Annotated in this window: 12 protein-coding genes; 6 read left to right on the top strand and 6 right to left on the bottom strand. The window is 58.7% G+C overall.

The window, feature by feature from the left end:
- Window positions 1–59: 59 nt before the first annotated feature.
- From EN859_RS18855 to EN859_RS18825, 6 genes are all read right to left on the bottom strand, one after another.
- Window positions 60–1,199 carry an adenosine kinase gene (locus EN859_RS18855; RefSeq protein ID WP_236370636.1) on the bottom strand — a complete coding sequence of 380 codons (1,140 nt, stop codon included), beginning with the start codon at window positions 1,197–1,199 and terminating at the stop codon, window positions 60–62.
- Window positions 1,174–2,349, bottom strand: a complete 1,176-nt coding sequence (metK, locus tag EN859_RS18850) for a methionine adenosyltransferase (RefSeq protein ID WP_063169265.1) — start codon at window positions 2,347–2,349, stop codon at window positions 1,174–1,176. Before metK ends, EN859_RS18855 begins: the two co-directional genes overlap by 26 nt.
- A gap of 57 nt (window positions 2,350–2,406) precedes the next feature.
- A complete protein-coding gene (gene glyA / locus EN859_RS18845) occupies window positions 2,407–3,744 on the bottom strand; it encodes a serine hydroxymethyltransferase (protein ID WP_091595829.1) in 1,338 nt (445 codons plus the stop codon).
- Between the two features lie 37 nt (window positions 3,745–3,781).
- Window positions 3,782–4,126 (bottom strand): helix-turn-helix domain-containing protein, encoded by a 345-nt coding sequence (locus tag EN859_RS18840; RefSeq protein WP_091595831.1) that lies wholly within the window; start codon window positions 4,124–4,126, stop codon window positions 3,782–3,784.
- Between the two features lie 1,056 nt (window positions 4,127–5,182).
- Window positions 5,183–6,994: an HrpF/NolX family T3SS translocon protein gene (locus tag EN859_RS18830; protein ID WP_245464983.1), complete on the bottom strand. Its 1,812-nt coding sequence runs from the start codon at window positions 6,992–6,994 to the stop codon at window positions 5,183–5,185.
- 427 nt (window positions 6,995–7,421) lie between these two features.
- Window positions 7,422–8,120, bottom strand: coding sequence for a secretin N-terminal domain-containing protein (locus EN859_RS18825; protein WP_091595837.1), 699 nt, complete (start codon window positions 8,118–8,120; stop codon window positions 7,422–7,424).
- Window positions 8,121–8,306: 186 nt separating this feature from the next.
- Here EN859_RS18825 and EN859_RS18820 point away from each other — a divergent pair, with 186 nt between their 5' ends.
- The 6 genes from EN859_RS18820 to EN859_RS18795 are packed head-to-tail and all read left to right on the top strand — an operon-like array spanning window position 8,307 to window position 12,792.
- Window positions 8,307–8,816 (top strand): nodulation protein NolB, encoded by a 510-nt coding sequence (locus tag EN859_RS18820; protein WP_126089916.1) that lies wholly within the window; start codon window positions 8,307–8,309, stop codon window positions 8,814–8,816.
- Between the two features lie 9 nt (window positions 8,817–8,825).
- Window positions 8,826–9,689: a type III secretion inner membrane ring lipoprotein SctJ gene (sctJ, locus tag EN859_RS18815; protein ID WP_091595839.1), complete on the top strand. Its 864-nt coding sequence runs from the start codon at window positions 8,826–8,828 to the stop codon at window positions 9,687–9,689.
- Window positions 9,634–10,329, top strand: a complete 696-nt coding sequence (locus tag EN859_RS18810; RefSeq protein ID WP_268931536.1) for a nodulation protein NolU — start codon at window positions 9,634–9,636, stop codon at window positions 10,327–10,329. Before sctJ ends, EN859_RS18810 begins: the two co-directional genes overlap by 56 nt.
- Window positions 10,326–10,949, top strand: a complete 624-nt coding sequence (gene sctL / locus EN859_RS18805; RefSeq protein WP_091595841.1) for a type III secretion system stator protein SctL — start codon at window positions 10,326–10,328, stop codon at window positions 10,947–10,949. The genes EN859_RS18810 and sctL overlap by 4 nt, the downstream gene beginning before the upstream one ends.
- Window positions 10,946–12,304, top strand: coding sequence for a type III secretion system ATPase SctN (gene sctN / locus EN859_RS18800; protein WP_024505372.1), 1,359 nt, complete (start codon window positions 10,946–10,948; stop codon window positions 12,302–12,304). The genes sctL and sctN overlap by 4 nt, the downstream gene beginning before the upstream one ends.
- Window positions 12,280–12,792, top strand: coding sequence for a hypothetical protein (locus tag EN859_RS18795; protein ID WP_091595843.1), 513 nt, complete (start codon window positions 12,280–12,282; stop codon window positions 12,790–12,792). Before sctN ends, EN859_RS18795 begins: the two co-directional genes overlap by 25 nt.
- Window positions 12,793–12,848: the final 56 nt, after the last annotated feature.

Below are 12,848 nucleotides of genomic sequence, written 5' to 3'. Positions count from 1 at the left end.
TTCCCTATTCCGTGATTGCGCTTCTGGCGAGATAGCCTGCACAACGGGAAGGTAGGCCACTAACTCGTTTGAACGTCCGGAATGGTCAGCCCCGCCTGCTCGGCCTCGCGGCGCAAATTCTGACGGGGCCTGGGGCCGATCTGCTGGATCACCAATCCGGCTGCCAGTGAGCCAAGGTCGCCGCAGGTCTGCAAGTCACGGCCTTGCGTGTAGCCATGCAGGAAGCCGGCGGCATAGAGATCGCCGGCGCCCGTCGTGTCGATCAGCTCCTTGATGGCGGTCGCCTTGATCACCACGGTCTCGTCGCCGCGCACGATCACCGAGCCTTTTTCCGATCGGGTCACGGCGGCGATGCGGCAATCCTTGCGAATCTGCGCCAGCGCTTCGTCGAACGACGCCGTCTGGTAAAGCGATTTGATCTCGTGGCTGTTGGCAAAGACGATGTCGACGGTACCCGAACGCATCAGCTCGAGGAACTCGTCGCGGTAGCGGTCGACGCAGAACGAATCCGACAGGGTCATCGACACTTCGCGGCCTGCCGCGTGCGCCAGCATCGCCGTCTGGCGGATTGCTTCCTTGGCGCGCGGCGGATCCCACAGATAGCCTTCGAAATAGGTGACCTTGGCGCCAGAGGCCTTGTCCGCCTCGACATCCTCAGGCCCGAGCTCGACGCAGGCGCCGAGATAGGTGTTCATCGAGCGCTCGCCGTCGGGCGTGACGAAGATCATCGAGCGCGCCGTCGGCGGTTCACCCTTGAGCGGCGTGGTGTCGAAGGCGACGCCTTGCGCATGGATGTCGTGGGCGTAGATTTCGCCCAGCGCATCGTTGGAGACCTTGCCGAAGAAGGCGGCGCGGCCGCCAAAGCTGGCGACGCCGGCCGCCGTGTTGCCGGCGCTGCCGCCGGAGGCCTCGATCGCCGGACCCATGCGGCTGTAGAGCAGCTCGGCGCGCCTTGTGTCGATGAGGTTCATCGCTCCCTTGATGATGCCGTTGGTCTCGAGGAATGCCTCGTCGCACTGGGCGATGATGTCGACAATGGCATTACCGATGCAGAGCACGTCATAATCCGCATCAAAATCTCCGCCAAAAACCCGAGCCGGCTTCTTGCCATGCCGGCCGGGCGTGGTCTCGCGAGTTGAAATGGGTTGCCGCATGCGCTTGATCCAGCCGCCCTCACGCAGCTGCCGGTCCTGCTTCACGCAGCAAATCGTCAGCTTTGTCCGTCTTCTCCCAGGTGAACTCAGGCTCTTCACGCCCGAAGTGTCCGTATGTCGCCGTCTTGCGGTATATCGGGCGTAAGAGATCAAGCATCTTGATGATGCCTTTCGGTCGGAGATTGAAAACCTCGAGAACAAGGCGCTCGATCCTTTTTTCCTCGATCCTTGCGGTTCCGAAAGTATTGACCATGACAGAAACCGGACTGGCCACGCCGATCGCGTAGGCAAGCTGAACCTCGCAGACCTCCGCAAGGCCGCTGGCAACGATGTTCTTCGCGACATACCGGGCGGCATAGGCCGCCGAGCGGTCAACCTTGGATGGGTCCTTGCCCGAAAAGGCACCGCCGCCGTGACGCCCGGTCCCACCGTAGGAATCGACGATGATCTTCCGTCCTGTGAGGCCGCAGTCGCCGGCAGGCCCACCGACCACGAACCGCCCTGTTGGGTTGACCAGAAATCTGATCCCCGAAGTATCCAGGTGGGCCGGCAGGACCGGTTTTATGATCTCCTCAATGACGCCTTCGCGGACCGTGGCTTGTGAGACCGCTTCGTCATGCTGCGTCGACAGGACTATGGTATCCAGCGCCACCGGGCGGAGCCCTTCGTAGCGTACGGACACTTGAGATTTCACGTCCGGACGCAGCCAGCCAAGCTGTCCCGCTTTCCGGACCTCGGCCTGTCTTTTCGTCAAATGGTGAGCGAGTTGGATCGGCAGGGGCATCAATGTATCCGTCTCGTTGCATGCGAATCCAAACATGATGCCCTGATCCCCTGCCCCCTGCCCGAGATCCTGCCCTCGTCCTTCATCAACGCCCTGGCTTATGTCGGGCGACTGCTCGGTGAGGGCCAGAACGACGGCGCAACGTCGACCATCAAAGCCAATCGCATCATCGTCGTAGCCAATATCGAGTATCGTATCGCGGGCGACTTGGCTGTAATCGATGTGGGCATGGCTGGTGATCTCGCCAGCCACAACGACCATCCCCGTCTTCACCAACACTTCACAGGCGACGCGCGCCTTCGGATCGGTGCGCAGGACCGCATCGAGAATGGCATCGGAGATGTTGTCTGCCATCTTATCGGGGTGTCCCGCGCCGACGGATTCGGAAGAGAACACGAACTGCCTGGTCATAAAAATGCCCTCGCTTCAAGTGCTGGAGTTAGTGAGGAGTTTCTGGATTGGGGTGGCTTATCGGTCGGGGATGCCGGGAACATCGAACGCAGTGCAGAAGTCGGCAACGTCTCTTCGTACGCTCGCATGAACTTCCTGGTCATCGGGCTGGCGGCAGACCGAGTCGATGAAAGCGGCGATCTGCACCATCTCCGTTTCGCGCATGCCCATGGACGTCACCGCTGGTGTCCCTAAGCGGATGCCGCTTGTCAGCGCCGGATGCCGCCGGTCGCCCGGGACCATATTGAAATTCGCAATGATGCCTGCACGCGATAAGCGCTCCGCATAGGCTTTGCCTGACAGCGGCCGGTCCCGAAGATCAAGGATCAGCATGTGATTGTCAGTGCCCCCGGTGACGAGTTCATAACCTCGCTCCAGAAGCGCCTGGGCCAGAGCCTTGGCGTTGTGGACGATCTGCTGACCGTAGACACGAAAGGACGAGTTCGCTGCTTCCTGCAAAGCGACGGCAAGCGCGGCGATAGTATTCATATGCGGTCCGCCTTGCAGAAGAGGGAACACGGCGCGGTCTATACGTTTGGCCAGATTGTGTTTGCTCTTCGGATGATGGAGGGGCTGATAACGGTCTTCATTCCTTGATAAAATGAAGCCACCCCGGGGACCGCGGATCGACTTGTGAGAGGTGCTGGTGACCACATCGCAATGGGGCACGGGGTTCGGATGCACTCCTGCGACAACCAGGCCGCTGATGTGGGCGATGTCAGCCACCAGATACGAGTTCACCTCCGAAGCAATTTCGGCCATTGCCGCGTAGTCAAAAATACGCGGATAAGCAGTTCCGCCGACCCAAATTAGCTTCGGGCGTTCCCGCTTGGCGGTCTCGCGCAAGTGGTCATAGTCAATTTGCTGTGTCTTTTCGTGCAGCCTGTACGGGACGCGCTGATAATCGCTGCCGGAAAAATTGACGGACCAACCGTGAGTCAGATGGCCGCCTTCGGGTAAAGGCAAGCCCATCACTTTGTCACGGGGGCTCAAAAGCGCGCGATAGACAGCCTGGTTGGCTGGCGAGCCTGAATAAGGCTGGACGTTGGCGTGTTCACTGCCAAATAGCGCTTTCAGGCGCTCGATCGCGAGGGTCTCAAGCTCATCGACGATCTCGTTTCCGGCGTAGTAGCGCGCACCGGGGTATCCCTCGGCATACTTGTTGGTGAAAATCGACCCGGTCGCTTCCAACACCGCCGAGGAGGCAAAGTTCTCGGAGGCGATCAGTTTGAGAGTTGTCCGCTCCTGGCGCTCCTGTCTTAGAAGCAGTTCGCGAACGCGGGAGTCGACGGCGGCTAAGTGAGGCCGCCCGTAAGTGTCGGGCTGCGCGATGGCGCCGCCGGCGGAGTTATCCATGGTAGTCGCGCTCCATTTGGACTGATCTATTTCACGATCAAGCAGGCGGTCCCTTCAACCGCGCGTCTTGTATTGCTTCCAGGCGTTGTAGGTCTCTTTTATGATGACCATCATCGTGGGGCAGGAGATCGACCACCAATTGAGCCAGCCCGCCATCCTTGCCTCCTGCTTGCATATGGTACGAAGACTGCGGACGTTGTTCGTTGCAGCAAAGAAAGTTGGCTCTGACCAGCCGCCGGACGTGGCGTCGAACCTGCTCGCGAGGCAGACTGGTAATATCGGCCAGCTCGCCGACGGTTAGATCCGCATGCGCGCAAAGGCCCAGGATTCGAAGGCGATCAAGATGCGCTGCCGTCCTTACGCGATTTACCAGTGTCAACATTGGTTGGCATCAACCCGGACGGGATGCAGCAAGCCGCTAGCCCTTCTATCCCCATCAATCCGCATGAGATCTCTTCTCGTCATTTGCTGTAAATCCGCTGGTATGGATGCTAATGGAAGATGGATCACAGTCCTTTCTACGACTAAGACGCCAGATATTGGGGCTAATGTACCACCTGACAGGAGACTACGCTCACGAACATTATGTGAATTTTTTTTAACGTTGCTGAGAATCAAGGGTGAGGTTTGGCGAATGTCTCGCCGTCGACTGTCGAATCCTGCCCGACGGGATTATGGGGTGCGTAGCCTGCTTGTCCTTTCCACATGACCAGCGACGATGGGGCGAAGGCGGCAGACATAGCTCTGGAGCATGCTGCGGTGTCTTTGGCCTGAAGCCGAGGAAGGCGGACCGTGGCTTCCGCGCCGCTGCCGGGAGCCCCCGAACAGGCCAAGTGGATCAGCCGGGTGTTGCCGTCATAGAGCGTGAGACCCAAAGCTGGCCAGCCGCGCCCTGAGGCTGACGCACCGCTCAGCGTCCACCTTGCTCTCGAAGCCCATCGGCATAGCGCCGATAACGACTTGACCGCGTGCGTGTCGACGAGCGATCGGTGAGCGCAAGGATCGAGGGTGCAGTGCAGGATAATGCTGTTTTAAATCAGCGCTGTTTTCAGCCGACTGCCTTGAGCGTGGGCACAAGGATATAGGCCGCAGGAGATCATCGTCTGGCTGTTCGGGAGGCCGCCCTGGGCGCGCGACAGCCGTTCCTTCGGCTGCGCCAGCTCCGCCACCATCCGCGCCGTGCCTTCCGGAGACCATTCCCGCTGCCGGCCGGCGCCCGTGAAAACCTCGACCCGGCGCACCGGCTCGAGATGGCTGGGCTCAGCGTAACTCTGAAGTCGTCATATACCGAAGCCTTCACAGACTTCGGACATCTCCCTCACAGTCCGATCAAGATGGCGTCAGGAACACCGCTTGCGTTGATGCGGATGAACCCCTGCTTGTGCCACAATGACCCTTATCTCAGCGCGCGAGCCAAAGCTTCCGCGCAAGGCGACGGCTAGGATAAGGCAATGCCGACGAAGGGCACATTGCTTGCCACACTCTGGAATGATGGCATGCTCGGAAGGCCTAGGTTTTGCTCAGGGCCGCCTGCAAGGCGCGCTTGGAGGTTATTCACATAGCCTTCTGCGTAGTCCTGCGCCGTCGAGACCGAAAGATCAATGCCTGCCGCCAAGGCCTCTTCCATCAGGTGCTTTACGAGCCCATTTCGAATGGCCAGCTTGACCTCGGGGCCTGCGATAAGGCCGATCGCCTGCGCGGCCATATTGAGGCCAGCTTCCTCCAGCGCTCGCTTCATATCGCCTCCGTTAATGGCCGTACGCAGGAGATTGGCTGCTTGCGACTCAGCCTCGAGAACCATCGAGGCAAGATCGGCTACTTGTCCGAGGCCCGGAATGAAGCTGAGCAGTCCCACCGCCGTTGCCGCCAAGTCGAGCACTTTCGTCTCGATTTTGAGCACGGAGTCGACGACGTGCATGACGGCCCCGCCGTTCTTTTTGGCTGACTTAATGTCAGGCTGGTCCATCAGGCCCATCTTCATGTCCGCGACGGCATTCTGCTCTTCTGCGGTTTGGGCGCCGTGGGTGATTGGCTGCTGAACGTTGCGGTTCGCAGACGACATGTTTGTGCAAAAATGGGCAAAGTCTTTTTTGCTGATATTGCCGGAATCAACCGTATGCCCGCCGCCAAAGTCGAAGAATTTATGATGGGTCTTATAGCCCGTGATCGAATTGTTCAGGAGGCCAAACAAAAGAGGATCTGAAAGGAGCTGAGAGGCTGCTTCCCGCACTTTCGGATCAAGGCTCTTGTCGTCTTTCATTTTCGCCAGTTTGTCGCGAGTCAGAACACCGCTTCCAAAGAACGTGTCCTGATGGTCCTTGATCATCTCGACCGTATTCAGCTCAGTTTGCGTGAGGCTCATCGACGATGAGGCGACTTGCAGGAAATCCTCTTTGTGCATCTTCCCTTTCGAGCCACCGCACAACTGGTTCCAAGCATCGGGGTGATCGAGGAAATATTGCGCCGCCGCAATGACCTGGGGCGGAAATTTGCCGTTTTTCGATTCGCCGCCGACCATTTTCTTGAACTCATCCAGACTCAGGTCCTTGGACAGATTTTCGGAGTACCGGTAAAACTCCCGCAAGGCATCGCTCAAGGTCATGACCGAAGGCTGCAAACCTCCGCTGCCGTCGGATGGTATGTAGTTCTGCTCGTAGCTTTGCGCTTGGGCTTCCTGAAATGCAGCAACTTGTGGGTGGTGGTTTGAAAATCCGGCCAAGTCCTTGGCGTTGATCTTGCCTCCACAGCGGCCGTCGCCCTGCGAGCCAATCGCATAAAAAAGTCCCGAATCCTGCTGCAGTCCCTTGATCGCCGCTTTCAGATCCGGTGGCGTAGAGGGATCATTGGCTTTCTCGGTCAACGACTTCCAACTAAGCGGGCATTGGTCCTTGTGACGGTTGAGTACCGCAACAATCTGCAACTCAGCCGTGGTCAGCGACCCACCGTTCCACGTGATTCCGGGGCTCGGCCTGGGAGCCGGCTCGATCTTCGGGGTGACGCGGAGCAGATGTTGGGCTTCAGTCGCCTTGGAGCGTTGCGATTGGTCCTCCTTGAGAGCCGCCCTCATATGTGGCGGCAGCAGATCCAGTGGGTGTTGCTCCAAGCCCTTCAATGTCCATTCGACATCCGGTGCCAGATGGCCCAAAGGGTCCTGCCGCAATTTATCCATTGTCGAATCAAGATTCGACGTTGGCAGATCCCCTTGCGCGAAAGAGCCGGGCTTGTTTGCCAGCACACAAGTGGACAGCATCGCTTCGAAGCACGATGCACTTTGCTGATGCTGGGTCGCAAAATGGGAAACTTTCAGGCCCGGCCAACCCCTTGCGGACTGTAGCGAATTTGAGCGGTAGAAAGTTGAAAGATTGCTGGCCGACATTGTGCATCCTCAGACGTGACGTTGAAATCCCCACAAGAGACCCCGACAGAAGATCCCTTGCGTTTCACAAAATTCGACAATTCCAAGCGTCGGCAGGTCACGAATGCGCCTGCCCTGCCTTCAATTGCTGTGTTCCGGGCCGGCTCCAAGGTTCGGTCCAACACAATGGCCGGAGTCACCGCGAGAGCTGCCGGGACTCATCATGAGCGGATTAGCTTTCGAGAAACTGACGAGTTTGCGAAGAGTTCACAAAGGGGTAGCCGCAGTCATGTTCTTCAGAGCTGCGGCAAATCCTCAATGTTCATTTCTTGCCCAGCTCAGGCTTCCCGCCAACGCTATCCTGTTGTGGGATGTCAGAAGAATAAGAAGCATCCGGTCGTCCGTCGCGAACGACCGTAGTGGAGGAGCCGCGAAACAAGATCAGCACTGATTCCTTTGGCGTGGCCGCTATGTGAGTCTGCGCCTGCGCCTCCGCCACCAAGCCGTTAAAGGTCTGCTCCACGAGTGCGACGAAGCGCGGTGGACCGGAAACGAAGACGAGGCCATTGCCTGGCACGGGTTTGACCACATAGCGCTCGTCGGAGATATCAAGCTTGTCGAGAGCCCCCTTGAACGCATCGAAGCGAATCGACGTCATCAAAAGCATTCGAGTTTGCGATTCTTGTGCAGCAGACACATAGAGCACAAGGCCGTCATAGTACCATTGGAGACCGTAAAGGTTCGTCAAGCGGTCGAGGAACGCGCGCGGTGGCAAATCAGGCATACGTCCGCGAATTCGCCCCTTCACCGCAGGACTGATGTTGACCCTGATATTCAGGTTGTTGCCGAATTCCTGCAACGCTGCAGCGAGTTCCTGATCCAGAACCGTGTATCTATAGGGTGTCGCCGGAAGGGACAGCGGGACTGCGTGCGCCGGGTGAATCCCGGTGGACAGAAAAAACCCGGCACAGAGAAGTCTCAAAACATGCAGGGTGACGGGTTGGATAAGCGTTCTCGGCATGTCGCACTGATAAACCAAACGCTGAAATCATCACAAGTGACTAAATTGCCGAAGAGATTTTAGATGTCGAAATGACGCCGCCGTTAGTCAGCTTGTTGTCAGCTTGCCCCCCTAGGAGTGTTGCGCCGACACCGGGTGATGAATGGGCGGGGCTCGCCCGGTCAGAGAGAGCAACCGAGTCCTTACATGATGATGCCTGTCACGTCGATCTCTGCCACTCTAACGGCTGGCCTCCCCAGGGTCGGATCACCGTCGATTGTCGAGCAGGCCCAGTTTGAGCGCGCCTTAGGGCATGCAGCCGACTCGCTGAAAAACGATGCCGCCGCGGGGCCAGCGAGTGCGGCGCCAGTTGCTGCGGCGATGGATGTTCAGCGCGCGGCTGCGCCGACGAGCGGCATGGGCGATCGCGTGTTGCAGACGATTTCCTCCCTATATCCACACAACACTGTTTCCTTCCCCGCGCTCGACCATGACATAGCCCTTTCGAAGGGCGCTCTACCGGGACCGGCGCAGAAGCTTCCCGTCGCAGGTGAGGCGGGAACCGGAATCTCGGGCATTCCTCAACAAGGGCAAGACTTCGAAACGATGATGGCTGGTCTTCGGGATGTTTACAACGGCGTCACCCAGGTGGCGCTTATCTCCAAAGGCGTCAGCGGCGTCACATCATCCGTGAATAAACTTTTGAAGGAAGGCTGAACCGCGCGCATGATTGGCTTGGCCGAGGGCGAAATCATGCGTGGCCTGTCAGGGTGGCGGTCGGTTAGACTTGTCATGCTGCTAGTTCTCGTCGCCCTCAGTGCTTGCAAAACCGACCTCTACACGCAATTGCAAGAGCGTGAGGCAAATGAAATGCTCGCACTTCTTGAAGACAACGGGGTCGCCGCGATCCGGGTGGTCGCCAAGGATGGGACCAGCACGATCCAGGTTGACGAAAAGCTGCTCGCCTTCTCAATCAACCTTCTGAACGCCAAGGGGTTGCCGCGCCAATCCTTCAAGAACCTCGGTGAGATATTCCAAGGATCAGGCCTGATTGCCTCGCCGACCGAGGAGCGTGCCCGTTACGTGTATGCCCTGAGCGAAGAGTTGTCGCGGACGATCAGCGATATCGATGGCGTTTTTTCTGTACGTGTTCACGTCGTGCTGCCGCATAACGACCTTGTGCGAGCCGGCGCCACGCCATCCTCGGCCGCGGTGTTTATCAGGCACGACGCCAAAACAAATGTCGCGGCTCTGCTGCCAAAGATAAAGATGCTGGTAGCCGACAGCATCGAAGGCTTGTCCTACGATAAGGTGGAAGTGGTTTTGGTGCCGGTAGAACGGTCCGCACACGAGCAACGGCCCGATCCGACTGCTGTTTTGCCACAAGCATCAACACCTCTTCCTGCGCCAATTCTGGCGACCGTGACAGGTTTTGCCGCAGCCGTATTCGCAGTGGCCTGTTATCTCTTGGTCAGCGTTGCTACGCGTCGGCGCAAGCAATCAACCGGCGTTTCCAAGGTCGAGGGGCGCCGGGATGCTTCTGCTGTCGAGGCCATTCGCAAAAGAATGCCTGCAATTGGACGTGGGTGACATCTCATTGCCAATGCCTATACAGACCGCCCGACCTGATGGTCCGCACCAATTGCGTTTTCCGGGCGCGAGCGAGCTTGCGGCTTCGGCCCATCCGACCCGTCTAGCGGCGCGTCTTGATCCAGCGTTATCGGCAGAAACGTTAGTGAAGTTGCAGAAGTGTTCCAGACTGCATCCAAGGCTGGCAGAATTGCTGGGCAACTATGACGTGGATCTGAACCACATCGGCTGCAGGCCGGACCTTCTACGCGGGCACGATCCATATCGAGCTGCCCTTCTTGCTGGTAGTATCTGGCATGCCCGTTCGCTGGTCGCGTTTGTCTCTCAGCCTGAGCTTGCCATCCTTGTTAAACGCATCGGCGTGGATGCACACGCATTCGGAATCCGACACCTGCTGCATGCCGTTGAGAACAGACTGATCGCGGACCCAGAAAAACTCGCTCAGCAAATCGAATACGATGGACATGCATGTCTTGGGGCTTGGCTCCAGGACAGTTCAGCGACCGAGCGTAACCGCGTGCTTCTTCGGTTGCCCGAGGGGACTGCCGCGGAGACTCCAGCACCTGAGCATTGGACCGCCGCCGGCCAATTGCTTTCACTTGTACTAGCTCATTTTGAGACAGAGACCCCGGTGAAATGACAGCCGAACTTTCCGAGGGGCCAATAGCGCCGCAGATGCGTCCAATCGGACCACTGATACCCGCGAGCGAGCTCGAAACCTGGCACAGCGCCGCGCAAGCGCTTGCCGCGGCAGAACGGCATCGGCAGCGCGTTCGAAACTGGGCACGCGCCGTTTACCAGCGGGCGTGGGTGCGCGGCCACATGGAGGGCTCGAATGCAGGCACCGAGGAGATGGCAGGGCTGATTGCGGAGACAATCTCCGAAATCGCGCGACGAAAGGCGGCTCTGGAGCAGGAATTGCCGCAGCTCGTGATGGAAATATTGAGCGATCTTATCGGCGCTTTCGATCCGGGCGAGCTACTGGTGAGGGCTGTTCGTCACGCCATAGAGTGTCAATACAGCGGCGCCGAAGTTTGCCTTCATGTTTCTCCCATGCAAGTCGACATGCTTGCACGAGAGTTTGCTCGATGCGACGGCCAGGATGGTCGACCAAGGGTGCGGATCGAGCCCGACCCGACGTTGTCGCCGCAACGGTGCGTGCTGTGGAGCGAGTACGGCAATGTCGACCTGGGACTTGACGCCCAGATGCGCGCGCTGCGCCTTGGTTTCGGGACGCTATGTGAAAAAGGCGAGCTATGAGAAAGCCCGTCCCAGAACATAACGCTGACGCCGACACTCGAGCTCTCGTTCCAGCAATCTCGTCTTTGAGGGCTGCGGCCAAGCGAATTGACACGCGTGCGGTGCGCGGTCGGATCACGCGGGCTATCGGCACACTGGTTCATGCCGTCTTGCCAGATACTCGTATTGGGGAACTTTGCCTCCTAGAGGACCCGCGAACCGGGCTGTCGCTCGAGGCCGAGGTGATCGGCCTGTCGGGTGATGGTGTATTGCTGACACCGATCGGGGACTTGGTGGGCCTATCCAGCCGCGCAGAGGTCGTGGCCACTGGCCGAATGCGTGAGGTGCCCGTCGGCGGCGATTTGCTCGGTCGCGTGATCGACAGTCGTTGCCGCCCATTGGACGGCAAAGGCGAAATCAAGACCGTCGAAACTCGGCCCCTGCATGGCAGAGCCCCCAATCCGATGACGAGGCGCATGATTGAGCGGCCATTCCCGCTTGGGGTCCGTGTCCTCGATGGTCTGCTGACGTGCGGCGAGGGCCAGCGGATCGGGATTTATGGCGAGCCAGGTGGTGGCAAGTCGACGCTGTTGTCACAGATCGTAAAGGGTGCCGCCGCTGACGTCGTCATAGTGGCGCTCATAGGCGAACGTGGACGGGAAGTTCGTGAATTCATCGAAAGGAATCTTGGTGAAGAGGGCCTTCTCCGTACGGTCGTCGTGGTTGAAACCTCCGACCGCTCGGCGGTGGAGCGTGCGCAATGCGCTCCAATGGCGACTGCGCTCGCGGAATATTTTCGCGATCAGGGCCTACGCGTTGCTCTCATGCTGGATTCGCTGACGCGCTTCTGCCGCGCTATGCGCGAAATAGGCCTTGCTGCGGGTGAGCCGCCGACGCGACGGGGCTTTCCTCCTTCCGTTTTTGGCATGCTGCCAGGCCTGCTCGAGCGCGCCGGCATGGGTGAGCGGGGCTCAATCACGGCCTTCTATACGGTGCTTGTAGAGGGTGATGGCACGGGTGATCCAATCGCCGAGGAATCGCGTGGTATTCTCGATGGCCATGTCATCCTCTCACGCGCTATTGCGGCGCGATCGCATTTCCCCGCTATTGATGTGCTGCAGAGTCGCAGCCGCGTCATGGATGCAGTCGTTTCGGGGACACATCGCAAGGCAGCATCCATTTTCCGCGAGCTCCTATCGCGCTATGCCGAGACCGAGTTCTTGATCAATGTTGGCGAATACAAGCCAGGTGGAGATCCCCTGACTGACCGGGCCGTCGCGTCAATCGACGAACTGAGGGAGTTTCTGCGCCAGAGCGAAGATGACGCGTCAGATTTCGAGGAGACGGTCGCATGGATGTCGCGTCTGACCGCGTGAACTGGGTTCAGTCTTCGAGGTTACGGCTTCTGAAGGAAATGCAAGAGCGTCGTGCCCTTGGCGAGCTGTCCAAGAAGGAAGCCCAGCGCGATGTGGCCGCCTCAGCCGTACAAAATGCCGCTAGGGAGCTTGCAATGATACAGCAACATTGTTCAAGAACAGAAGCAGCGCTCTATCAGCATCTGATGTCACTCGACAACTTGTCTAGCGCAGCGCTCGACCGTCACCGCCTTCACACTGAACAGCTTGCCGCTGAGATCACTTCCAGGCGGCAGATGCTTGATGATGCCCAAATCGCTCAAGAGGAGGCTGAGATGGCGGCGTCCAGGACGAGGGAGCTATGGGTCATATGTTCGGCGGCAAGGGACAAATGGCAACAAATCGAGGACGACGTGCGGCGCGCCGTCGAAACTCATTCGGAGGCCGCAGCCGAGATCGAGGCCGACGACGAGATACTGCTGAAATATGCGAGGGGGTCGCTTGCCTAAATGCCGCGCAACCGGATCCGACAGTCGCAAGAGGTCGTCCGAATGACACGACCGTG

Origin of the sequence: Mesorhizobium sp. M00.F.Ca.ET.216.01.1.1 (genome assembly GCF_004010325.2) — a bacterium.
Lineage (GTDB): Bacteria > Pseudomonadota > Alphaproteobacteria > Rhizobiales > Rhizobiaceae > Mesorhizobium.
The sequence above is the reverse complement of the archived record's forward strand: the minus strand, read 5'-3'. Positions and strand labels throughout refer to the sequence as shown.